A 22,720-nucleotide genomic window follows, 5' to 3' on the forward strand; every position below is an offset into this window, starting at 1 on the left:
GTATTTCCCTTTCTGTTGTCGTTTTGCTTACGGCTGCTTGCCGATGTAAGCCAGGATACCGCCGTCAACGTACAGAACATGACCGTTGACAAAGTCGCTCGCGTCGCTTGCGAGGAAGACAGCCGGGCCCATCAGGTCGTCCGGAGTGCCCCAGCGAGCAGCCGGAGTCTTAGCGATAATGAACTGGTCAAACGGATGGCGGGAACCGTCGGGCTGGATCTCACGCAGCGGAGCGGTCTGAGGAGTTGCGATGTAGCCGGGGCCAATGCCGTTGCACTGGATGTTATGCTCACCGAACTCGCTGCAGATGTTGCGGGTCAGCATCTTCAGGCCGCCCTTTGCTGCTGCGTATGCGCTGACGGTCTCACGGCCGAGCTCGGACATCATGGAGCAGATGTTGATGATCTTACCATGACCCTTCTTGATCATGCCCGGGATAACAGCCTTGGAGACGATGAAGGGACCGTTGAGGTCGATGTCGATGACCTGACGGAAGTCCTTCGCGCTCATCTCGAGCATGGGGATACGCTTGATGATACCAGCGTTGTTGACCAGGATGTCGATGGTGCCGACTTCCTTCTCAACCTTTGCAACCAGCTCGTTTACTGCGTCCTCGTTGGTGACGTCGCATACGTAGCCGTGTGCCTCGATGCCCTCAGCCTTGTAAGCTTCCATGCCCTTCTCGACCAGAGCTTCGTTGATATCATTAAAGACGATCGTAGCGCCGGCCTTTGCGTATGCGGTTGCGATTGCAAAGCCGATGCCGTACGATGCGCCGGTGATCAGCGCGATCTTGCCTTCGAGCGAAAACTTAGACATTTCAAACATAATCGTTTTCTCCTTTTTTCCAAAATGATCGGGTGAACAGCCTTGTCAAAATCAGACCTTCATCTTGACATCCGGATTGATCAGGTGTACACCGAAACCGGCGATCTCCAAATCCAGATAGACGAAGTTGATGGCTTTTGTCTTTTTATTGCGCGTAATGCTCTCCTCGACAAATCGCACGCCCTGCTTGCCCAGATAGCGCATGGCCTTTTCCGGGTACGGAGTGTAAATGCCGATGTGACCGTTTTTACCGCGGCCTTTCTGGTTGAGAATCTCAAATCCACGGCCGGCAAAATGAGACTTGGGCTTTTTGTAGTAGGTAAAATGGAACAGATTGCACAGGGTCTGCGCGGTCTGCACTGCTTCTTCGCAGGAATCCTGGTTGACACCCAAGTGAATCAGCTCAAAACCAAGCAGATGCTTGACCGCAGATGCAATCTCGGTCTCTGCCTGCTCCCAGTTTTTGTCGCTCAGGCTGCTCTCGGATACGATGAAGTCACCCACAGCGGCCAGCACGTTGGGCTCGCCGAGGAATTCATGCAGGTTATCGCGGTCAATTCCACCCGATACGAGAAAGCGCATCTGGGGATACGCCTGGGCAAAGGCGCGCAGCGCTGCAGTACCGCCCGATGCCTGTGCGGGGAAGAACTGCACGCAGGTCAGTCCGCACGCGATCGCGGTCTCGATCTCGCTGGCCGTGCTCACGCCCGGCACGATCTCGACCCCGTTGTCCCGGCACCAGCGCACCAAATTTTCCTGGATGCCCGCGCATGCAATCCATTTGGCGCCCGCTTGTACCACTTGTTTCACCTGTTCTTTTTCTGTAATATTTCCTGCACCGACCAGGAAATCGGGATATTCCTTATGGATTTCCCGGATGGCGTCGCACGCGGTTTCGCCAGTCAGGAGCATGGCATCAACGCCGCGCTTCCTTAATACACACGCGAGGGAAACTGCGTCCGCCGGTTCGCCGGCCTTGAGGATCGGCACCATGCCGATGCCGGAAATTTCTGAGATGAACGTATTCATAGCGCTCGCTTCTTTCTTTGATATGCTTGCCTTTTGGTTTGGCTCTTTTGCTGCTAGTAAATCGGTTCACCATGAGTATAGTGTAGTAAACCGGTTTTGTCAATAAAAAACTTCTATCTTTTTAAAAATTTTTTTATTTTCCCGCTTTTAAACCCCGTTTTCAAACTAGTGCACAAAATTTCACCCTCGGTTTTTTGCAATAGTAACAATTGACTTTGCCCCCATCAGCCGCTATAATTATGTTCATCTAGTAAAGCGGTTTACTTCCTGAGCGGTTCCACCCGCCGCCATGAAGCCTATGATCTTTGGAGAAAGGTGTTATATCTATGATTCGACAGGTGAATATTGAACCGATCGACCTGCGCCAGGACTTCCTTGAAACCCCTCCGATTACAAGAGACGAAGCCATCGCCGCGTTTGAAGCGTGTGTGAAACAGGTAGAAGCAAACATGGATTACTTTCAGGATAAGTTTCCGTGGTCGGCAACCAAGGAACTGAAGTATCCGATTATTGAAAACATCGAATGGACCGATGGTTTCTGGACCGGCATGCTGTGGCTGTGCTACGAGTACACCGGCGACGAAAAGTTCCGTGCGCTGGCTGAGCGCAATGTGGACAGCTTCCTGCACCGTGTCGAGAACAAGATCGAACTCGACCACCACGACCTCGGCTTCCTCTACTCGCTCTCCTGCGTCGGCGGCTACCAGCTGACCGGAAGCGAAAAGGCAAAGCGTGCCGCTATCCTGGCTGCTGACCAGCTGCTCACTCGCTGGCAGGAAAAGGGTCAGTTCCTTCAGGCATGGGGCCCGTTCAACAGTCCCGAGCATTACCGCTTCATCATCGACTGCATGCTGAACATCCCCCTGCTCTACCGCGTCAGCCAGATCACCGGCGACCCGCATTATGCTGAGATCGCGCAGAAGCACTTCGAGACCAGCTGCAAGTACGTCATCCGTGACGACGCAAGCGCATTCCATACCTTCTATATGAATCCCGAGACCGGCGGCCCCGATCACGGTGCAACCCGTCAGGGCTACAACGATGACAGCGCGTGGGCACGCGGTCAGGCGTGGGGCATCTACGGCATCCCGCTCAACGTGCGCTACACCCATCAGCTCGAGTACGCTGATCTGTACCGCGGCATGACCAACTATTTCCTCAACCGTCTGCCCGAAGATCACGTATGCTACTGGGATCTCATCTTCACCGACGCGGACAAGCAGCCGCGCGATTCCAGTGCCGCAGCGATTGCAGTTTGTGGTATGATGGAGATGGATCGTCAGCTGCCCGAGGACGCTGCCGACAAGGCAGTCTACCGCGGCGCTGCTGCCAACATCCTGCGCGCACTCATTAAGGGCTACACTTCCGAGACCTGTGAGCCCGGTTCCCCCATCCTGTATCACGGCGTTTACAGCTGGCATTCGGGCAAGGGTGTTGACGAGGGCAACATCTGGGGCGACTACTTCTACATGGAAGCGCTGATGCGCTGCATTAAGGACTGGCATCCTTACTGGTAAATAAAGCTTGCTTTTCAAGCTGATATAGTGTGAAGGAAACATTAGAAAGAGAGGATTTACTATGAGCACTCCCAACATTGTTATGACGCGCATCGACGAGCGCCTGATTCACGGTCAGGGCCAGATGTGGATTAAGTCCCTTGGCATGAACACCGTCATCGTGGCAAACGATCAGGCGGCACAGGACCCGATGGCACAGTCGCTGATGAAGGCTGTCCTGCCCAAGGATCTGGCCATCCGCTTCTATCCCGTCCAGAAGGTCATCGACATCATCTACAAGGCAAATCCCGCACAGACCATCTTCCTGATCGTCAAGGACTGCGCCGATGCACTGCGTCTGGTTCAGGGCAACGTACCGATCAAGAAGATCAACATCGGCAACATCCACAATGCTGAGGGCAAGGAAAAGGTCACCCGCTCCATCTTCCTGGGCGCTGAGGACAAGGCTGCTCTGCGCGAGATGGTCGAGAAGTACGGCATCGAGTTTGACACCCAGACCACTCCGAGCGGCACCGATGGCGCGGTACAGGTCAACATCAAGGATTACCTCTAAGGATCAAAAGAAGAAACAAAAAGTAGAAAGATGAAAGGATTTCTTTCGAAGTCCGATCGATAGAAAGGATTTACCACTATGGTTGAGATTTCCATCTTGCAGGCCGTGCTGATCGGTCTGTGGACTGCGTTCTGTTACATGGGTAACTTGTGGGGCATCTACACCAACAGATGTATCGTCCTGAGCTTTGGCGTCGGCGTCATCCTGGGCGACATCCCGACTGCGCTGCAGTGCGGTGCAATCGGTGAGCTGGCATTCATGGGCTTCGGCGTTGGCGCCGGCGGCACCGTGCCTCCGAACCCGATCGGCCCTGGCATCATCGGCACCCTGATGGCTATTACCATGTCCACCGTCACTCCCGAGAGTGCACTCCCCATCTCCATCCCCTTCGCGGTTGCAATCCAGTTCCTGCAGACTGCGATCTACACCGTTCGTGCCGGCGCTCCGGAAAGTGCCGCACATGCACTGGAAAAGCATGACTTCAACGGCTTCCGCCGCAGTGCCAACATGACCATCATCCTGTTCGGCGTTGCCGGCTTCGCACTCGGCTTCCTCGGCGCGTTCAGCATGGACACCCTGAGCAAGCTGGTCGAAATGATCCCGCAGTGGCTGCTCGACGGTCTGACCGTTGCCGGCGGTATGCTGCCCGCAATCGGCTTTGCCATGATCATGAGCGTTATGCTCAAGAAGGAATTCATTCCCTTCGCTCTGCTGGGATACATCTGCGCAGCTTATTTCTCCATGCCGATCATCGGTATCGCACTGGTTGGCGCAGTATTCGCAATCAAGCACTATAACGAAGCTAGCAAGACCGCTGCCGTAGCCGCATCGGCTGGCGAGGCGCAGGAGGTAGAACACGATGACTGGATCTAACAATACCGAGAAGAAGCTGACAAACAAGGACTATACCAAAACCACTCTGCGTGCATATTTCCTGCAGAACGGTTTTAACTACAGTAACTATCAGGGTCTGGGCTACGCGCTGACCATGTTCCCGGCCTTCAAGAAGCTGTACGGCGACGACCCCGAGCGTCTGGCCGAGGAACTCAAGGACAACTCTGAGTTCTACAACACCAACCCCAACCTGCTGCCCTTCATCACCTCCATCCATCTGGCGATGGCTGAGAGCGGCATGAAGTACAGCGAGATCCGCGGCATCAAGATGGCGCTGATGGGCCCGCTCGCCGGCATCGGTGACTCGCTCTCCCAGTTCTGCCTGGCTCCGCTGTTCTCCACCATCTTCGCTTCCATGGCAATGGACGGCCTGGGCTTCGCACCCCTCGGCTTCCTGTTCGCGATGAACTTCGTTCTCGTCGGCATCAAGCTCATCATGGGCAGCTACGGTAAGAAGCTCGGTACCAGCATGATCGATAAGCTCAGCGAAAAGATGGGCGCAATCTCCGACGCAGCCGGCATGATCGGTGTTACCGTTATCGCCGGTCTGGCCGCGACCTTCGTTAAGATCAAGGTTGGCCTGACCTTCGCCGCCGGTGAAGTGCAGGAAGGTGTCAAACAGTCGGTCATGGATATCCAGGGCATGCTGGACAAGATCGCTCCCGCTCTGCTCCCCATCCTGTACACCATGCTGATGTACTACTTAATTAAGAAAAAGCACATTACCACCTACTGGCTGGTTCTGATCACCGTCGTTCTCGGCGTTCTGCTGAGCGTACTGGGCATTCTGGCCTAAACAAAATCAAGGGAGTTGCCAAAGCGCAACTCCCTTTTGCTTACCCCCTATCAGAAGGAGCGATATTCCATGAATTTCGTACAACAGTCCCTGAACTTCCTCGCAGAGCACAAAAAGCTCGCACAGACCGCACGCTTCATCCGTCCGGACGCGGCAAAGGAAATCATCGCGCACGCCGATGAGCTCATGCACCAGACCTTCACCTTCAATAAGACCTGGGACATGGAGCGCTGCCTGACGCCCTACACCCTGCCGGTCATCGACTGGAACAACCATCAGAACGATGACCCCGAGTGGTGCTTTATGCTCAACCGCATGGACTACCTCGACCATCTGCTGCTCGCCTCCCTGCTGACCGGTGAGATCGGCTATGCAGACAAGGCCAAGGAATACATCTTAAACTGGATTGCAGCCCATCCGACCATCGTGTCCGAGCCGTCCACCCGCACGCTGGACACCGGCATCCGCGTGATGAACTGGATGGAGGCGCTGCCCTACCTGTCCATGCTGCACGCGCTGACCGAGGACGAGCTGACCCGCATCACAGACAGCATGCTTGCGCAGATGCAGTATCTCAAGGAAAATTACCTGCCCAAGTACAAGACCAGCAACTGGGGCAGCATCCAGACCTGTGCCATCGTATCCGTTCTGCCCTTCCTGCGTGCGGACTTCCAGACCGACCCGCTCTATCAGTGGGCGCTCAATGAAATGACCCTGCAATTCTCCATTCAGGTCTATCCCGACGGCATGCACTGGGAGCAGTCCACCATGTACCATATCGAGGTACTCAACTACGGCATGAAGGCGGTACACTACATGGGTCTGCATCTCCAGCCTTGCCCGTCTGCGGTCAAGCAACAAGTGTACGCGCTGGCAAAGGCACTGGCCGGACAGCTCATGCCCTCGGGCGAGATCGAAACCTTTGGCGACAGCGACCGCGTGTGCGCACGCGATGTTCTCAGCCGTGCCTCCCTGCTGTTTGACGATCCGACCTTCCGCTTTGTCGGTCTGGACGAGCTTGACCCCGAGAGTCTGTATGTCCTCGGCGTACCCGCCGCGCAGCGCTACGCAACTTTGCCCGCCTCCGCACCGCAGTCCCTGCACTACGACGGCGAGGACAGCGGTATGTACACGCTGCGCAGCAGCTGGGACAAGGACGCAAGCTTCACCATGTTCACCAACGGTTCGCTGGGCAGCGGTCACGGTCACAGCGACAACCTGCACCTATCGGCCTGCTATCAGGGCGACCCGGTACTGATCGACAGCGGTCGTTTCACCTACCGCGAAGACCATCCGCTGCGTGTCCAGCTCAAGGGCATGGCGGCGCACAACGGCGTGATGATCGACGACAAGGCGTACTGTGTGCCGTCGGACAGCTGGGGCTATGCCGATTTCGGCCTGCCGCTCAAAAACTACGTCCGTCACGCAGGTAACCTGCACTATTTCGAGGGTGCTATGCTCGGACACGACCCCTTGCAGGTGTGGGTGCGCAAGGTCATCGTCATCGACCCGGCCATCTGGATGATCGTGGACGAGGTCAAGTGCGACGGTGCGCACGAGGCACACAGCCGCCTGCACTTTGACCCTGCCGTGACCGTATCCCCGGCAGGCGATCACCACCGGGTCACCACCCCGCACACTGCACTCACCCTGACCTGTCCGGGTACGGTGTCGTACACGAGTGAGCCGTGCTCGCTGCGCTACAATGAGCAGCAGCCGCACATGGTCGTGCACAGCAAGACCGCATTCACCGACAGCGCAACCCTGATTACCACACTGTGCGGTGACGGCATCACGGTACAGGACGCACCGGTCTTCCAGAACCTGACCGAGCCGACTGCACCCGACTTTGCGCAGGCGCGTAAGTTCATCCTGTCCCCGACCGAGAGCTACACGGTCGCGGTGTACAGCAAGGAAATCTACCGCGGCAAAAAGGTACTGTCCTGCGAGGACATGCCCTACCACGCAAAGTGCGTGGTCATCCACGAAAAGGACGGCCACAAGCAGCTGACCATTCTCAAAGCATAATCCCCTGTCTGCGCGCAAAAAAATCCTGTGAGCGGCAATCCGCTCACAGGATTTTTTATCCCTATTGACTTAGTGATCGTCTACCACGTTGGTCAGCGTACCAATGCCGTCGATCTCGCAGGTCACAACATCGCCCGACTTTAAGAAGCAGGGCGGCTGCATGCCCATACCGACGCCAGCCGGGGTACCGGTCGCAATGATCGTACCAGCCTTGAGCGTCATGCCGCGCGTCAGCTCGGCAAGCACCTGTGCAATCGTCGTGATGAAGTCGCCGGTCGAACCGTTCTGGCGCATCTCTCCGTTGACCGAGCAGCGAATGCCCAGTACCGGCGGATATGCGATCTCGTCTGCGGTCACGATGCACGGGCCCATGGGCGTAAAGCCATCGAGCGACTTGCCGAAGTACCACTGCTTGTGACCGGTCTGCAGGTCACGCGCCGACACGTCATTGATGATGGTATAACCGAAAATGTAGTCCTGAGCATGCTCAGCCGGAACCTGAAAGGCATCCTTACCCAGAATCACACCCAGCTCGACCTCGTAGTCCAGGCTGTTCACCAGACCTTCGTAGCGCGGAATCTTACCGCCGTCGCAGTTGGCCTCGCTGACGCGCTTGGAGAAGTAAATCGCCTTGGGACGATCACCGAAAGCTTCCTGATTGAAGCGTCCAGCCTCCTCGTGATGTGCGTCGTAGTTGATGCCCAGGCAGATAACGTCCTGCATGGGGTACGGAATGGGCGCACGGCGTACCAGGCTGTCGAGCGCGATGGGTTTTGCACCCTCGGGTGCCTTGCGCAGCTTGCCCATCTGCTCGGGTGTAATGTTGCAGATCAGGTCGTTCATATCGGCAAACGTCAGGCCAAAATCTTCGAGGGCATACAGGCTGTCCGAGCCAAAACCCACGCCGATGCGGTCATCTCCATCCGGGCGTTCCCGATAGGTATACAGTCTCATAATCGCAGACCTCCTTAACAGTGTTAGCAAAACGGTTTATATATTCATCATAACAACTTTTTTAAACTTGTCAACCGATTTTATTTGTAAAATTTGTATTTCCGTCCGGAATATGTTATACTGAACTTAACCATGGGGAAGAGGAGCATTTCTATGTCATCTAAACATAAAATGACCATACAGGAAGTCGCGGACGAAGCGCAGGTCTCCAAGACCACCGTTTCGTTTTTTCTCAACGGAAAACGCGAAAAAATGTCCGCAAGCACTTGGAATCGCATCGCCGCGGTCGTTGAAAAATACGACTACCGTCCCAGTACCACCGCACGCCTGATGACCGCCAAGCATTCCTGTCTGCTCGGTGTGCTCATCGGCGATATCACCCACCATTTTTCCAATCGTCTGGTCAAGGGCATCGCCCAGGTCTGCCGCACCGGCGGCTACCAAATCCTCATTGGCACGAGCGACTACGACGAGGATGCCGAACGCCTGCACATCGACCGCATGATCGACATGCACGTCGACGGTCTGATCCTGCAGCCCAACGGCAACCCGCAGGAATCCATCGAAAAACTCAAGCGCGCCGGTATCCCGGTCGTCTGCATCGACAGTAATCCCGAAGGTCTGCCCCTGTGGGTCGTCACCAACAACTATCAGGCCACCTTTGACGCAATCTCGTCCTGTGTCGATCAGGGTTACGAGCAGGTCATTATGTTCTCGGCCACGCCGCACGTACTGACCTCCCGTCAGGAACGCTATCAGGGCTGTCTGGATGCGCTCGCGCAAAAGAACATCCCCTGCCATGTGCACATCATCGACACCCAGACCCCAACCGAGGACATCCTCGCCGCGGTCAACGCCCACGATCTGACCCCGCGCACGCTGATCTTCGTCCCCAACTGCTGGCTGCTGCCCAATGTGTTCACCGCACTCAAGCCGCTGCACGGTCTTGTGCCGCACAAGCTGGGCATTCTGGGCTTTGACAACGACGATTGGGCCGACCTGACCGTTCCGACCGTGTCCACCATCGTCCAGCCCGCCTTCCAGGAAGGTGCAACCGCAGCCGCGCTGCTCATCGACCACATTCGCGGACGGTTTGACACCCCGCCCAAGACCACCCTGTCCTGTGAAGCCGTGTGGCGCGGCTCGACCGGACGGGTATAAAAATTTCTCTATCACCTGCAAAAACGCACCGACAAAGGCAATGTCGGTGCATTTTTTATGCAATTTTCCCCATTCTCCCCGGTCTTTGTGAGACTGGTAAGAAATCGCACGGCTATTTTGTGAAAAAAGCCGGAATTTGGTCAAATGGAAAAATCGTATTTACAAGTCTCCGTTCTATACGTTATACTGTTAAAAGAATAACGAGAAGGCTCACACCATCCGTGAGCGAGAGGGGTTTATCCATGATTGCTTTACCGAAAAATTTTGAAACCTATCCCGAAGCACGCAAGGCGGGCTTTCTGCGCATGAAGGCGCTCAAAGATCAGGGGCAGCGCGTCGTCGGCGTGTTCTGCTCGTTCGTCCCGACCGAGCTCATCTACGCAGCCGGCGCCATTCCGATCGGTCTGTGCGCGTTCACCGAGGAGCCCATCCCGGCAGCCGAGGCCCATCTGCCCCGCAATCTGTGTCCGCTCATCAAGGCGAGCTATGGCTTTGCGCTGACCGACACCTGTCCGTACTTCTATTTCTCCGACTTCATCATCGGTGAGACCACCTGCGACGGCAAGCGCAAGATGTTCGAGCTGCTCGACGAGATCAAGCCGACCTATGTCATGCAGCTGCCGCCGAGCAAGGTTGCACCGCATGCGCTGGAGAGCTGGAAGGCCGAAATGGTACGTCTGCGCCGTCAGCTCGAAGAATTTTACGGCATCGAGATCACCGACGAGGCCATCCGTGAGGCCATCCGCCGCAAGAATCACGAGCGCGACGTGATGCTGCGCTTTATGGAGCTGGGCAAGCTCAACCCGGCTGCACTGTCGGGCTACGAGATCGGCACCCGTCTGGACGCTTCGGCCTTCTCCTTCGATCTGGAAGAGCGCTGCAATGAGATCGAAGCCCGCACCCGCGAGGTACTGGAAAGCTGGGAAAAGAACGTCAAGGGCACCGAGAGCCGCCGTCCCCGTCTGCTGGTCACCGGCTGCCCCAACACCGGTGTGCGTGACAAGATCATCAAGGCGGTCGAGGAGATGGGTGCAGACGTGGTCTGCTTCGACGCGTGCAACGGTCTGCGCGACAAGCTGCGCAAGGTCGACGAGACCAAGCCGGTCATGGACGCGCTGGCTGAAAAGTATCTGGATATCACCTGTTCGGTCATGAGCCCCAACCCGCAGCGTCTGACCGACATTGGCGACATGATCGACCAGTACGAGGTCGACGGCGTCATCGAGATCATCCTGCAGGCCTGCCATACCTATAATATTGAGGCGTACGAGGTCAAGCGCTATGTGACCGAGCAGAAGGGCAAGGCATATCTGTGTCTGGAAACCGACTACTCGCAGGCGGACAAGGGACAGATCGCCACCCGTCTGGGCGCATTCCTGGAGATGCTGGGCTGATATGGACTACATTGGCATTGACATCGGCTCGACCGCGGCCAAGGTGGTCGTGCGCGGTGCGCATCCGCAGCAGTTCATCCTGCCGACCGGCTGGAGCAGCCGCGAGACTGCGGACAACATCCGTGAGCGGCTGACCGCAGGCGGGGTGTGTCTGTCTCCCGATCACAGCCGCACGGTCGCCACCGGCTACGGACGCGGCAACGTGCCCTTTGCCGACAAGATGGTCACCGAGATCACCTGCCACGCACGCGCGGGTGCGGCGCACGGCAGCCCGGACTGCACGATCATTGATGTGGGCGGTCAGGACACCAAGGTCATCCGCATCGAGGGCGGTATGGTCTCGGATTTCCTGATGAACGACAAGTGTGCAGCCGGTACGGGCAAATTTTTGGAGATCATGGCAAACCGTCTGTGCGTCGGTCTGGAAGAGCTGTTTGCACTGGCGGCGCAGGGCACGCCGCTGGCCATCAGTGCGCTGTGTACGGTGTTTGCCGAGTCCGAGGTCATCAGCTGCATCGGTGAGGGCAAGCCCCGCGCTGACATTGCAGCCGGTGTGGTCGACTCGGTCGCGTCCAAGGTCGCGACTCTGTGCTCCCGTCAGGCGCTCCTGCCCGACATCTATCTGACCGGCGGTCTGTGTCACAGTCCCTACTTTATCTCCCGTCTGTCAGACAAGTTAGGCCGCACCGTTCGGGCACTCCCCGACGGTCATTTCGCCGGTGCGCTGGGCGCGTCCCTGCTCGCCGAGCGCATGAAATAACGCAAAAAAGCCATCCGGGCATCGCACCTGGATGGCTTTTCTTTTTAGGTCGTTCCGCGCAAGGTCAGTTCGGGCTGCATGACCACGCGGCTTTCGGACAGCAGCCGACCCTCGATCAAATCGATCAGCATGTGCGCACCGCGCCGCCCCATGCCGCTGCCGTCCACCCGGACGCTGGACAGCTCGGGTTCGGTCGCACGGCACAGGCTGCTGCCGTCATAACCGATGATGGCCAGCTCATCGGGCACGCGCAGTCCGCGCCTCACCGCGGCTTTCATGGCGCCCACTGCCAGACAGTCATTCATACAGAACAATGCGGTCGGTGCGTCGGACTGCGCCAACATGCGATCGACCGCCTGCCGTGCGGTCTCGATGTGCGGTTCGACCGGACAGATATACGCGGGATGAAACGGCAGGCCGTGGCGATGCAGCACGTCCTCGTATGCCCTGCGGCTGTCGGTCAGCCGCGCCAGGCGGCGATCGGTCACCAAGCCCACCCGGGTATGTCCCTGTGCAATCAGGTGCTCGAGCGCCTGACACGCACCCTGATAATGGTCTGTCGTGATCGACGGCACGTCGTCACTGACCGGTCGGTCGTTGATCTGCACAGCCGGGATGCCTTGTCCGCGCAAGTCGGACAGCAATCCCTCGTCCGCGCGTCCGGCCAGAATGACCCCGTCCACCCGTTTTTTCATAAACAGTTCGCGGCGGTCGGACGCGGTCGTATAGACGCAATATCCCCGCTGCTCGGCCTCGAGCTGCACCGCTCCGGCGATCTCGGCGTAAAACGCATCCATGATCGGATACTGCCAAGGGTCTACCACAAAAGCAAGGTTATGATTGCGCTGATGCACCATCGCTCGGGCGATCGCATTGGGAGAATAGCGCAGCGTCTCGGCCGCCTGCAAAATCCGTTCCCGGGTCTGCGGACGCACTTTTTCGGGCACGCTGAACGCACGGGACACCGTCGTGATCGAACATCCCGCCAAATTCGCCACATCAGCAATCGTAGCCGCCATACTCTCTCCACCTTCCTTGAAATCTCTCTTTTTCCCTCTGTTCCAACCGGAAAGTGCTCTTTTTTCCATTGTACTGTTTCATCTTTTGGCTGTCAATGCCTTTTATACCATATTTTGCCATCCGCTATTACAAAAAATTTCATCCCCTGCCGGGCGATTCCAAGGAAAAAGGCAGGGTTTGCACCCTGCCTTCGGTCGATCTTGCTTTGTTTTGCATGTTCGATGCGGTTCGAGAAACAAAACCGGTCTCAAAGTACGGGAGATTCGGGAATCTGTCCCTGCTCCTTCATCCGTCTCGCAAGGTAGACGATTGGCGTGTCTGCCAGCGAGGTGACGATGAAGATGACATAGCTCGACAGCACGATGCTGATGAGCGTGGGCACGTCGTAGGTGCCCCAGAATGCCAATGCGGTGTACAGCACCGAGTTGAGCAGCTGGGAGACTAAGGTCGAACCGTTGTTGCGCAGCCACAGGAAACGGTGGCTGTCGCCGCTCTTGCGCGTGCTGAGCTTCCACCATGCGTGGTACAGCCACACGTCGAATACCTGCGCGATGGCGTAAACGACCAGAGACGCCAGCAGCATGCGCGGCGTGTTGGAGAAAATCTGCTCAAATGCCGGTCTTGCCCAGTCGCTCGTGCTCGGCATGTACAGCAGCCAGGACTGCGACACCAGCAAAAACAGCAGACTGGTCGCGACACCCACGGCAACCGCACGGTTGGCCGCCTTCTTGCCGTCGTTCTCGGACAAAATATCGGTGACAAGGAAGGTCATGGCAAACAGAATGTTGCCCAGCGTCATTTCCATGCCGAACGCCTTGACCAGCAGCAAAACCTCGATGTTGGCCGCGATAGTGGCAAAGACGGTCACGCAGTACAGGCCGGTACGGCCAAACAGACGGTAAAACAGCAATACGCTGCCGTACAGTACGACCAGCGATACGATCAGCAAAATTTCATTCGTCATTGTGCACTGCCTCCTACGCCAAAGTCGGTGTTTTCCATCAGGATATCTACACGCGGGTTGTCCTGATACAGCGGCGCAATCTCCCGGCAGAATTCCGCGATGACCTGCGGGTCGGGATGAATGGGCGTGGTATTCTCTACCATAATATTGATGCACACGCGGTCAAAGTGCGCAAGACCGGTCTCGACGTCGTTGCGCATGGACGCTGCGGTCTGACCGTTCAGACCGAACAGCAGGCAGCACTCGTCGAACAGCTCGGAAATCACAGCCGGGTCACTCACGCCGATGCCCTTGTGCAGAATGTCCTCGCGGTAAGCGCGGTCAAAGGTCTCGACACCGATCTTAATATGGGTTTGAATACCCAGTGCGGCAAAGCGTGCGCGCAGCGCCGGAATTTCCTTGCGGTGCATCCAGTGGCACTCAAAGTGCAGGTCGCGGATGCCCTTCTGTGCGCAGACCTGCTCGATCTCGCGCATGGTGTCCTGGTCGAGGTCGCAGAACGAGCCGGAATTGATGACCTCCAGACGGGCATACTGACCGGTGACCTCGGACAGCACCGAACGGTTGAGCGCAAAATTCTCGGCTGCATCGGGCGAGCAGTCCAGATGATAGTCGCAGAACGTGCACTTCTTCCACGCGCAGCCAAAGCCGCGCAGCAGCACGATCTCGCGCGGGTTTTTCTCGGTGATGACCGAGTAGCGAATCATGTCCTCCATGTTTACGCTTTCCTCCCTGAAATAAAAAAGTGCGTTCCCCAAAAGAGAGCGCACCATCCCCTTTTTGCTCCCGCTGCGCGACAGCAAAAAACCATGACCTCCGCAGGTTTTGTACCCGCAGCGCATGGACGTCCTAGTTTTGTTTAGAGACAGGATGGTTACGAACTGTCTTATGTGGTTTTGAACTTTCACAGTATACCGTATGCACGCACCTCCTGTCAATGATGGAATTTTTGCGGTCTGAACGGTGGATTTGATAAATAAAAGTAATTTTTTCGGTAAAAACGCTAAAAAACCTAAAATTTTCGCGAAAAGCGATTGAAATTCTTCAGGTTTTATGGAATAATAGAGTACATTACCGATCTATGGAATTCTTTTGTATGGGGGTTTGTAAATGAAAAAAGAACGCAGCAGCTTTACCAGCCGCATCGGCTTTGTCCTTGCGGCGGCTGGCTCGGCCGTTGGTCTCGGAAACCTGTGGCGTTTCCCGTACCTCGCCGCAAAGTACGGCGGCGGTACCTTCCTTCTGGTCTATATCATTCTGGCCATCACCTTCGGCTTCACGCTGATGATCGCTGAGATCGCCATCGGACGCAAGACCCGTCTGTCCTGCATCGGCGCTTACCGCTCGCTCGACAAGCGCTTTGGCTTCCTCGGCTGGCTGGCTTCGCTCGTCCCGGTCATCATCACGCCGTACTACTGTGTCATCGGCGGCTGGGTTATGAAGTATCTGGCTGAGTTTTTGACCGGCAACGGTCTGGAAACCGCTTCCGACTCCTACTTCGGCAGCTTCACTGCGGTTTCTCTGCCCGGTATCCTGGGCACTCCGGTCACCTGGTTTGTCATCTACGTGCTCATCAACGCAACCGTTGTTCTGTTCGGCGTTGAAAAGGGCATCGAGAAGGTCAGCCGTGTTATGATGCCCGTTCTGGTCATCCTGTCCATCATCATCGCAGGCTACTCGCTGACCATCCCGGGCGCAATCGACGGCCTCAAGTACTACCTGCTGCCCCGCATGGAGGACTTCTCCATCTACACCGTTCTGGCTGCAATGGGTCAGCTGTTCTACTCCATGTCTCTGGCAATGGGTATTATGATCACCTACGGCTCGTACATGCAGAAGGACAACATGCTTGAGCACTCGGTCACCCAGATCGAGGTCTTTGACACCGGCTTCGCAATTATCGCCGGTATGATGATTATTCCCGCAATGGTCGCATTCAGCGGCGGCGACACCTCGCTCGTCCGTGAGTCGGCTGGCGCAGGTCTGATGTTCGGCGTTCTGCCCAAGGTCTTCGAGTCCATGCTCTTCGGCAACGTCATCGGCACGGTCTTCTTCCTGCTCGTACTGCTTGCAGCGCTGACCTCGTCCATCTCCCTGATGGAGACCATCGTTTCCATCATCGTCGACAAGGCCAAGATCGGACGCAAGCCCGCAGCGATTCTGGTTACCATCGGCGTTCTGCTGCTCGGTATGCTGTCCTGCCTGGGTTACGGCCCGCTCGCAGCAATCGCTCCGCTCGGCATGGCGTTCCTGGACTTCTTCGACTTTATCTCCAACTCCATCATGATGCCCATTGTTGCATTCCTGACCTGTATTCTGGTCGGTCACATCGTTGGGCCGAAGATGGTCATCGACGAGGTTGAAACTTCGGGTACCTTCCGCCGCAAGAAGCTGTTCGTTGTCATGGTGCGCTGGATCGCTCCGGTCATGCTGCTCATGATTCTGGCAACCGAGATTCTGAAGTTCTTCGGCGTTATTACCGTATAATGCACAAATCTGAACTCAAGTATCAAAAACGCTCTTTTCCTCGGAAACGAGAATATTTTCCCGCAAAACCAAAGTGAAAAATACTTGATTTTCTCGATTTTTAACGATAGGTTTTCCGAAGAACTAAAAAACGAAAATCGCTGATTTTCTCGCTTTTGAGCTTGTTGTTCTCTTATTATCATGCACATGCTTGCATAAAAATCAAGAGCATCTTCTTTCCCAGTCGGATAGAAGATGCTCTTTTCTTTTACCACTAATCAGACTGGCCGCTGTTCCCAGCCTTCACAGTGCGGACAGTAAGATGTACTCTGCTTATTGATCTGCCCAATCCATTCGTGCCCACATACCGGACACTGCCACCACACTTTCTGATTGCTGTAACGGCTAACCTTGTCCGAGGTCAAGGGAGCGTTTTTAGTCATGTTCCACTTTTTGGCAACTTCGGGACACAGCGTCTGCAAATCGGTCTCTCCCGGAATGGCACGCCGCCCAGCACAGTATGGACATCCATTTCCTCGGACTCGACTCTTTACTTGCGCTTGCCACTCGTGCCCTTGCTCGCACTGCCACCAGACCAGTTTGTGCGATCCTGCCGAAACATCCTGCGGAGCCAGTGGCCTGTTTTTAGTCGGATGCCATTCGGAACTCAAATCCGGATGTGTGGTGGCCAAATCCGTTTCCCCAGGCATTACTTTTTTCCTGCTGCAATAAGGGCACCCTACTCCATTTGTTCGGCTATACACCGCAGCCTCCCATTCATGTCCCTTCACACAGCGCCACCAGACTTTTTGCTTGGCTCCCGGCATGACCTGATCTGGTGTCAGTGCTCCGTTTTTGGTTGGATGCCATTCCGCAGCGATATCTGGATACAATGTTGCCAAGTCCGTTTTTCCCGGAATGACACGCTCTCCCGCACAATACGGACAACCAGATCCCTTTTTACGATTGCAAATAGACGCTTGCCACTCGTGCCCCCCTTTGCATTTCCACCAGACTTTTTTCTTGGAACCGATGGTTACCTGATCCGGTGTAAGATCTCTGTTTAAGGTTGGGTGCCACTCTTCTGCCAATTCCGGTCGAAGCGCCTGCCAACTATTAGCTTCCGGCAAAATCATTTTCCCACTGCATACCGGGCACTGCGTCCCGATCACACGATCACTGACAGCTGCTTTCCATTCACAGCCACACTTCGAACATTTCCACCAAACTCTCTTACCGGAATGTAGCGTTACATCTCTTGGTGTCAGCTTACCGTTCTTTTCACAGTCCCACTGTGCCGCAAGCTCAGGGGCTTTTGTCTCCAGATCATTATACCCAACCAAGACTCGCTGGCCAGAGCAATACGGGCACCCTGTTCCGTTGGCTCTATTATTTACCTTTGCCTGCCATTCGTGTCCTTTTTTACACTGCCACCAAACCTTCTTGTTGGCGTACAACGTCACATCTTCTGGTGTCAGCGCACCGTTTTTTGACGGGTGCCATTCAGATGCAAGATCCGGAGCCTTTGTTGCCAAATCATTATAGCCCGAAATCACCTGTCTCCCAGCGCAATATGGACATCCAGTCCCATTGGCTCGACTGTTGACGGTTGCCTGCCATTCATGCCCCTCTTTGCATTTCCACCAAACCTTTTTACCGGAGTGTGGGGCCACATCTTCTGGGGTTAATCCTTCGTTTTTCTCATAGTTCCACTGCGCAGCCAACTCGGGAAATTCGGACAGCAAGGTTTTCTCCTTTGGGTGCATTTTCCGCCACTGCTTCTGCTTGTCCGTAAGATATCGGCTGGGTGCTCTTGGTGCATCATTCATACAATCATCTCCATCGGAAAAAGTATTTGACTTATTCTATTCTTTTCTTTTTCCAGTTATTAGGAGATGCTTGGCTGTTATAGGAAAAGGCTGACCCGAAGGTCAACCTCTCTCCAAGTTAAGAACGCCAAAGCATGATATAATGCTTCCGTTCCCCCATTTAGTTTTACATGACTTCGCCACCGGTACGGTGCGCGTTAAGCCAATCCTTTTCCAGCGCGGCCCAGTCACGGTTCTCCTGAAGTGCTGTCCAAGTCTCGTACTCAGCCCCCTCGAACAGGTCGTAGTCGTGCGAGTTGGTCGCCTCCTGAATGGCCTCATAGTACCAAGCAGAAGTGTCCATGTTGTCCGGCCACTTAATCATGCTGTCCAGCATGTGATCTGCGTCTGGCTTGCGCTGGAGTACGTTGTTGACCAAGGTCACAGCTTCAGCGCGAGTGATTGCCTTATTCGGCAGGAAGGTGCCGTCCGGATATCCGTGAATCCACTGCGTCATGGCTGCATCGTTGATGCTCTCGCGAGCCCAGTGGCTGGCGATATCCGAGAACAGATCCTTCTCCACATCGTATCCCGACGACATGAAGCGCGATGCGATTGCTGCAAACTCCGCACGAGTGATGTTATTGTTCGGACGGAAGGTACCGTCCTCGTAGCCCTGAATGATGCCAGCATTGACCATAGTCGACACAGCATTATTGTACCAGGCATCCGCAGTAACATCCGAGAAGTTGTTGGAAGTCGACCAGAACTGGTCACGCGCTTCGTCGGTCAGCAGACGGAAGAAGATAGTTGCAACCTCTGCGCGGGTGATATTGGACTGCGGACGAACGGTTCCATCCTCAGCATAGCCGATGATGTACGCATAGTGATCTTCCGTGTTCAGCCACGGGGTTTCTGCCAGAGGCACATCTTCTTCGACGATCTCCTCTTCCGATTCTTCTTCCGGCTTATCTTCTGGCTTGTACTCGGGGTGCTGGGCACCGCCACTTGAATTTTTCTTCCACTTGGCGTAAACAGTCTTGTCATCATCCATATAGATTTCCTTAATCACTATTTGTAAACTTTCATCCACGTACCATCCTTGAAATGTATATCCATCTCGGGTCGGAATCTTATCCAGCGTAACCTCTGTATTCTTATCATAGTTCTCAGCCGGATATTCTGTGCCGCCGTTGGATACATAAGTGAGCTGATATTGTTCCTTTTTCCATTGTGCATACAGCGTAATATCCGCAGAGACAACGATCGGATCTCCCGGATGATACTGTGTACCTGAGCCATTTTCGGCTGTATTCCATTCAGTAAAGACGTAGTCTTGCTTTGTCGGCGCTGCTAATACTTCGACTTCATCTTCTACAGTATATTCCTTAGATGCATAGTCTACTCCTTCTGCACCAACTCCGTCCATAAGATTATAGCTCAAAGTATACTCAACGATCGTCCATTTTGCGGTGAGTGTAATCGATGGGATTGTTTCGAAGAAATTCCGCAACGCCAAATAACATCCCAGACCATATCCAAGCTCCGAGCCTAAACCCAGGTTTTGTAAACCCTCGCTAAGGAGGGGTTCATTTGCGTCGATCCAGGCATCAATGTTGTAGTAATATGCTTTTTCCATTTCTACCCAATACTGGGCTTCCGTAATTTGACCGGCGGCATACTTCTGTTTGGCCTGAGTGCGTGCAGCCTGGGCTTTAACTACGATGTTATCGTCTTCCTCTATCAAGTTGTTGTCAACACAATACTCCAGCAGGTCGAAATACCAATAGTCCAGTTTATATCCCGGACGAGTAGGTACGGGTCGGTTGAACGCTTGCAGTTCTTTGTACAGTGCAATTTGATTCTCGTCGCCATCTAACTCCGACTGATAAAACCCTATTTTGTCAGTGACAGGCGTGCCGCCCTGACTGTCAAAGTTAATGGTATACTTCGTATCTGCTTCCCAAATCGCCTGATAGACGACCACAGCGTCTGGAGGCGTCTCAATACTGATACTGGGTTGTGTATAAACGTCATCTCCGGTTGTTACTTGCCGCCAACCATCAAAAATGAACTCCGCTTTGGTTATCGGTGTGTCCTTTGCAGTGTCGATGGCTTCGATGTTGTCCAATCTTGTATTTTCATACGGTAGGGTAACTTGGATTTCAAAAAACTCTTTTCCATCTGTTGTTGTTCCGCCGTCCAAATCGAATCGAACAGTAATGGTGCCCAGTGAATCTTTGCTGATCCAGCGGGGAGCCAAAACAAGCTCATACTCTGAAGAACCAGAACCTGTCACCACCTGCCAGCCGGTAAAATAGTATCCATCCTTTGTGGGATGCCCGACCGTAATGGCCTGAGACATGGTAATGGTCCAGGTGTTGTCCGCACTATTATAAGAACCGCCGGTTTGCGAAGCCAATGTTCCGCCGTCCAATTGCAAAAGAACTTTGGTATTTTCTTTGAAGCTCTGGCTTGTTGCGGTCATCGGATAGGTTTCGCCTTCGCCGGCCTGGTCATATTTCAAAGGGAAATAGCTGACCGCGAGATTGCCATGGGCTGCCTTGATTGCATAGGCTTCACGTTGAGCAAATCTGGTGAATCCCTTCACATATCCGGTGGAGGATTTCGGTCTGCAATAAGATGTGTTGGTTCCGTCTGTTACCGTGGCGTTCCATCTCTGAATATCGGAGGTACCATGAATTGCGTCTCCATCAATATACCAGCCGTCAACAGAATGACCACAGCCTAAAGTCCAATCATCTCCGACCTCCCCAAGTTCTATGCAATGTGGATAGGCATCTGTATCAATTATAATATCGTCCCCATCGTTACCAGCCGTGTTGTTACAAAGTTTTCCGCCGGTGCGTTGGAACAGGTCGCCGTTGTAATAAATACCGCCGGCCATTTTACCCGCGGTATTGCCAGTGATGTCACCGCCAGATATGATAAAATTATATGGTTTTGGTGGTTCAGAATAACTATTATTTCTCGCACGACTCACAAAACACACGCCGCCGCCGAATCCGCCGGCGCTGTTTTCTGTTATTTCTCCATCAGTCATGGTAAAGAAAGCGTATTGTTCTGCCCCACCAGTTGAACTACTATTGTCGCCGCTAATGTATATACCGCCACCATCTCCACTCGTAGGACTATTTTTGCGTGTGGCAGTGTTCTGTGTGATTTCGCCGCCTGACATGTTGAGGACGGCAAAAGGAGTACAATACACACCACCGCCATAACCTTCTGAATTGGTGGATGTTGCGGTATTCTCGCTGATCACAGCAGAATCGGAAATATTCATGTTTCCGCCGCAAAAAACACCGCCGCCGCTTGTACTCAGTCCAAATGCATCAATCGTATTATTGGAAATTCGGCCTCCGGTCATGGTGAATGTGGAGGAGTCTGCTTCATTATACATGCAACCTACAGCTACACCGGCACCGGCACCTGTTGAATTGTTGACTCGGTTATTTGTAATTTCACCGCCGCTCATATTGAATGTAGCGCTGTATGTAGTACCACCAATTTTTACACTCTTAATAAGCACGCCAGCGCCGAATTCAGATGCCTGCAGAGAAGTACCAGTTCTTTCAATTGCATTTTCCTGAATGGTTCCGTCGGTCATGTTAAAGGTTCCACCCTGGACCAAAACTCCTGCACCGCCGAAATTATAGGAAGATGAAGGCTTGTTTAATATGTTGTTCTCAATATAGCCGCCAGACAGATTGAAGGTGCCATTCCAATGCACATACACGCCGCAACCACCTATGAGGTCAGAGTAGTTGTTCCCGCTGATATGGCCGCCTTTCATGTTGAATATGGCATCGGACGAGACATAAACACTGCCGCCAAAGTTGGGTTTGTCCCGTGAATCATCGCCGCCACCCTGACCGCCTGTAATGGTTCCGTTTCCATCCGTACTGGTATCAATCAGCGTCAAGGTGCCCTCAACTGTAATCGCACTGATTTCTGCGTCAGGGACGCATGCAATCGTATAACCATTCAGATCCAGGGTGATGATTTTATTCGCAGGGATTTCAATGGTTTGGGTAAACTCCCTAATATCACCAGTGAGCTGAATCGTTGTATCTTGACCATCTGGAGCCTCTGCAATTGCCTGCGTCAAGCTACCATAAGAGCCGATCTCTGCCATTGGGTCTCCCAAGAGCACTGGCTCTTGAGTCTGCTCTGCGCCTTTGCACGCTTCAAGGTCTGCACCATCCGCGCTGCAAACAGGGCAGTCTGCATTGACATTTCCTTCGATGCAAAGAGTGCTGCAGCTACACTCAGGCTCAGGAATAACCTCCTCGCCCGTGCACTTGCTCAGGTCTGCACTATCTCTACTACAAACAGGGCAGTCAGTATTGACCGTGCCCTCTACACACTTGGTATCGCAGATACATTCAGGTGCCGGCAGAGTCGGCTCTGTACCCTTGCACGCTTCAAGGTCTGCACCATCTGCGCTGCATACCGGGCAATCGGCAACCGTTCCCTCGGTGCACTGGATCTCGCAAGTGCATTCGGGTTCCGGCGTGGTTGCCTCTG

17 protein-coding genes are annotated in these 22,720 nt (G+C 54.4%); 9 read left to right on the forward strand and 8 right to left on the reverse strand.

Annotated elements, in window-relative coordinates; genetic code table 11:
* Positions 1-27 precede the first annotated feature (27 nt).
* Together B5D52_RS14310 and eda are read right to left on the reverse strand one after the other, a co-directional pair.
* A complete protein-coding gene (locus B5D52_RS14310; RefSeq protein WP_016148506.1) occupies positions 28-828 on the reverse strand; it encodes a gluconate 5-dehydrogenase in 801 nt (266 codons plus the stop codon).
* Positions 829-879: 51 nt separating this feature from the next.
* A complete protein-coding gene (gene eda / locus B5D52_RS14315; RefSeq protein ID WP_016148507.1) occupies positions 880-1,857 on the reverse strand; it encodes a bifunctional 4-hydroxy-2-oxoglutarate aldolase/2-dehydro-3-deoxy-phosphogluconate aldolase in 978 nt (325 codons plus the stop codon).
* A gap of 326 nt (positions 1,858-2,183) precedes the next feature.
* On the opposite strand from eda, the gene B5D52_RS14320 reads away from it, so the two are divergent.
* From B5D52_RS14320 to B5D52_RS14340, 5 genes are all read left to right on the forward strand, one after another.
* On the forward strand, positions 2,184-3,374 hold the full coding sequence (locus tag B5D52_RS14320) for a glycoside hydrolase family 88 protein (RefSeq protein ID WP_016148508.1): 1,191 nt from the start codon (positions 2,184-2,186) through the stop codon (positions 3,372-3,374).
* 61 nt (positions 3,375-3,435) lie between these two features.
* Positions 3,436-3,927, forward strand: coding sequence for a PTS sugar transporter subunit IIB (locus B5D52_RS14325; RefSeq protein ID WP_016148509.1), 492 nt, complete (start codon positions 3,436-3,438; stop codon positions 3,925-3,927).
* A gap of 78 nt (positions 3,928-4,005) precedes the next feature.
* The gene (locus tag B5D52_RS14330) at positions 4,006-4,800 is read left to right on the forward strand and encodes a PTS mannose/fructose/sorbose/N-acetylgalactosamine transporter subunit IIC (protein ID WP_016148510.1); all 795 of its coding nucleotides are present in this window, start codon (positions 4,006-4,008) and stop codon (positions 4,798-4,800) included.
* Positions 4,787-5,617 carry a PTS system mannose/fructose/sorbose family transporter subunit IID gene (locus B5D52_RS14335; RefSeq protein ID WP_016148511.1) on the forward strand — a complete coding sequence of 277 codons (831 nt, stop codon included), beginning with the start codon at positions 4,787-4,789 and terminating at the stop codon, positions 5,615-5,617. Before B5D52_RS14330 ends, B5D52_RS14335 begins: the two co-directional genes overlap by 14 nt.
* Positions 5,618-5,686: 69 nt before the next feature.
* Complete coding sequence (locus B5D52_RS14340) at positions 5,687-7,645, forward strand: alginate lyase family protein (protein ID WP_016148512.1); 1,959 nt, start codon at positions 5,687-5,689, stop codon at positions 7,643-7,645.
* Between the two features lie 69 nt (positions 7,646-7,714).
* Here B5D52_RS14340 and B5D52_RS14345 read toward each other — a convergent pair whose 3' ends face one another.
* Positions 7,715-8,599 carry a fumarylacetoacetate hydrolase family protein gene (locus B5D52_RS14345; RefSeq protein WP_016148513.1) on the reverse strand — a complete coding sequence of 295 codons (885 nt, stop codon included), beginning with the start codon at positions 8,597-8,599 and terminating at the stop codon, positions 7,715-7,717.
* Between the two features lie 153 nt (positions 8,600-8,752).
* On the opposite strand from B5D52_RS14345, the gene B5D52_RS14350 reads away from it, so the two are divergent.
* The 3 genes from B5D52_RS14350 (at position 8,753) to B5D52_RS14360 (ending at position 11,914) form a co-directional block, all read left to right on the forward strand.
* A complete protein-coding gene (locus B5D52_RS14350; RefSeq protein ID WP_016148514.1) occupies positions 8,753-9,760 on the forward strand; it encodes a LacI family DNA-binding transcriptional regulator in 1,008 nt (335 codons plus the stop codon).
* Between the two features lie 242 nt (positions 9,761-10,002).
* Positions 10,003-11,154, forward strand: a complete 1,152-nt coding sequence (locus B5D52_RS14355; protein WP_016148515.1) for a double-cubane-cluster-containing anaerobic reductase — start codon at positions 10,003-10,005, stop codon at positions 11,152-11,154.
* A 1-nt stretch (position 11,155) separates the two neighbouring features.
* Positions 11,156-11,914, forward strand: coding sequence for an acyl-CoA dehydratase activase (locus tag B5D52_RS14360; protein ID WP_016148516.1), 759 nt, complete (start codon positions 11,156-11,158; stop codon positions 11,912-11,914).
* A 44-nt stretch (positions 11,915-11,958) separates the two neighbouring features.
* Here B5D52_RS14360 and B5D52_RS14365 read toward each other — a convergent pair whose 3' ends face one another.
* The 3 genes from B5D52_RS14365 to B5D52_RS14375 form a co-directional block, all read right to left on the reverse strand.
* On the reverse strand, positions 11,959-12,933 hold the full coding sequence (locus B5D52_RS14365) for a LacI family DNA-binding transcriptional regulator (protein ID WP_016148517.1): 975 nt from the start codon (positions 12,931-12,933) through the stop codon (positions 11,959-11,961).
* A 248-nt stretch (positions 12,934-13,181) separates the two neighbouring features.
* Positions 13,182-13,898 (reverse strand): queuosine precursor transporter, encoded by a 717-nt coding sequence (locus B5D52_RS14370; RefSeq protein WP_016148518.1) that lies wholly within the window; start codon positions 13,896-13,898, stop codon positions 13,182-13,184.
* The gene (locus tag B5D52_RS14375; RefSeq protein WP_016148519.1) at positions 13,895-14,614 is read right to left on the reverse strand and encodes a hypothetical protein; all 720 of its coding nucleotides are present in this window, start codon (positions 14,612-14,614) and stop codon (positions 13,895-13,897) included. Before B5D52_RS14375 ends, B5D52_RS14370 begins: the two co-directional genes overlap by 4 nt.
* 394 nt (positions 14,615-15,008) lie before the next feature.
* On the opposite strand from B5D52_RS14375, the gene B5D52_RS14380 reads away from it, so the two are divergent.
* Positions 15,009-16,385, forward strand: coding sequence for a sodium-dependent transporter (locus B5D52_RS14380; RefSeq protein WP_016148520.1), 1,377 nt, complete (start codon positions 15,009-15,011; stop codon positions 16,383-16,385).
* 257 nt (positions 16,386-16,642) lie between these two features.
* Here B5D52_RS14380 and B5D52_RS14385 read toward each other — a convergent pair whose 3' ends face one another.
* Both B5D52_RS14385 and B5D52_RS14390 read right to left on the reverse strand, forming a co-directional pair.
* Positions 16,643-18,193 (reverse strand): zinc-ribbon domain-containing protein, encoded by a 1,551-nt coding sequence (locus B5D52_RS14385; RefSeq protein WP_016148521.1) that lies wholly within the window; start codon positions 18,191-18,193, stop codon positions 16,643-16,645.
* A gap of 166 nt (positions 18,194-18,359) precedes the next feature.
* Positions 18,360-22,328, reverse strand: a complete 3,969-nt coding sequence (locus B5D52_RS14390) for an S-layer homology domain-containing protein (RefSeq protein ID WP_051113187.1) — start codon at positions 22,326-22,328, stop codon at positions 18,360-18,362.
* Between the last annotated feature and the right edge of the window lie 392 nt (positions 22,329-22,720).

Origin of the sequence: Butyricicoccus pullicaecorum DSM 23266 (assembly GCF_900167005.1) — a bacterium.
In the GTDB taxonomy this organism is placed as follows: Bacteria; Bacillota; Clostridia; order Oscillospirales; family Butyricicoccaceae; genus Butyricicoccus; species Butyricicoccus pullicaecorum.

Excerpts from the sequence above, each read along its gene's own strand:
- B5D52_RS14310 (WP_016148506.1), bottom strand. The coding sequence starts at position 828 with ATGTTTGAAATGTCTAAGTTTTCGCTCGAAGGCAAGATCGCGCTGATC.
- B5D52_RS14365 (WP_016148517.1), bottom strand. The coding sequence starts at position 12,933 with ATGGCGGCTACGATTGCTGATGTGGCGAATTTGGCGGGATGTTCGATC.
- B5D52_RS14330 (WP_016148510.1), top strand. The coding sequence starts at position 4,006 with ATGGTTGAGATTTCCATCTTGCAGGCCGTGCTGATCGGTCTGTGGACT.
- B5D52_RS14335 (WP_016148511.1), top strand. The coding sequence starts at position 4,787 with ATGACTGGATCTAACAATACCGAGAAGAAGCTGACAAACAAGGACTAT.
- B5D52_RS14360 (WP_016148516.1), top strand. The coding sequence starts at position 11,156 with ATGGACTACATTGGCATTGACATCGGCTCGACCGCGGCCAAGGTGGTC.
- eda (WP_016148507.1), bottom strand. The coding sequence starts at position 1,857 with ATGAATACGTTCATCTCAGAAATTTCCGGCATCGGCATGGTGCCGATC.
- B5D52_RS14345 (WP_016148513.1), bottom strand. The coding sequence starts at position 8,599 with ATGAGACTGTATACCTATCGGGAACGCCCGGATGGAGATGACCGCATC.
- B5D52_RS14380 (WP_016148520.1), top strand. The coding sequence starts at position 15,009 with ATGAAAAAAGAACGCAGCAGCTTTACCAGCCGCATCGGCTTTGTCCTT.
- B5D52_RS14320 (WP_016148508.1), top strand. The coding sequence starts at position 2,184 with ATGATTCGACAGGTGAATATTGAACCGATCGACCTGCGCCAGGACTTC.
- B5D52_RS14370 (WP_016148518.1), bottom strand. The coding sequence starts at position 13,898 with ATGACGAATGAAATTTTGCTGATCGTATCGCTGGTCGTACTGTACGGC.
- B5D52_RS14340 (WP_016148512.1), top strand. The coding sequence starts at position 5,687 with ATGAATTTCGTACAACAGTCCCTGAACTTCCTCGCAGAGCACAAAAAG.
- B5D52_RS14390 (WP_051113187.1), bottom strand. The coding sequence starts at position 22,328 with ATGGCAGAGATCGGCTCTTATGGTAGCTTGACGCAGGCAATTGCAGAG.
- B5D52_RS14385 (WP_016148521.1), bottom strand. The coding sequence starts at position 18,193 with ATGAATGATGCACCAAGAGCACCCAGCCGATATCTTACGGACAAGCAG.
- B5D52_RS14350 (WP_016148514.1), top strand. The coding sequence starts at position 8,753 with ATGTCATCTAAACATAAAATGACCATACAGGAAGTCGCGGACGAAGCG.
- B5D52_RS14375 (WP_016148519.1), bottom strand. The coding sequence starts at position 14,614 with ATGGAGGACATGATTCGCTACTCGGTCATCACCGAGAAAAACCCGCGC.
- B5D52_RS14355 (WP_016148515.1), top strand. The coding sequence starts at position 10,003 with ATGATTGCTTTACCGAAAAATTTTGAAACCTATCCCGAAGCACGCAAG.
- B5D52_RS14325 (WP_016148509.1), top strand. The coding sequence starts at position 3,436 with ATGAGCACTCCCAACATTGTTATGACGCGCATCGACGAGCGCCTGATT.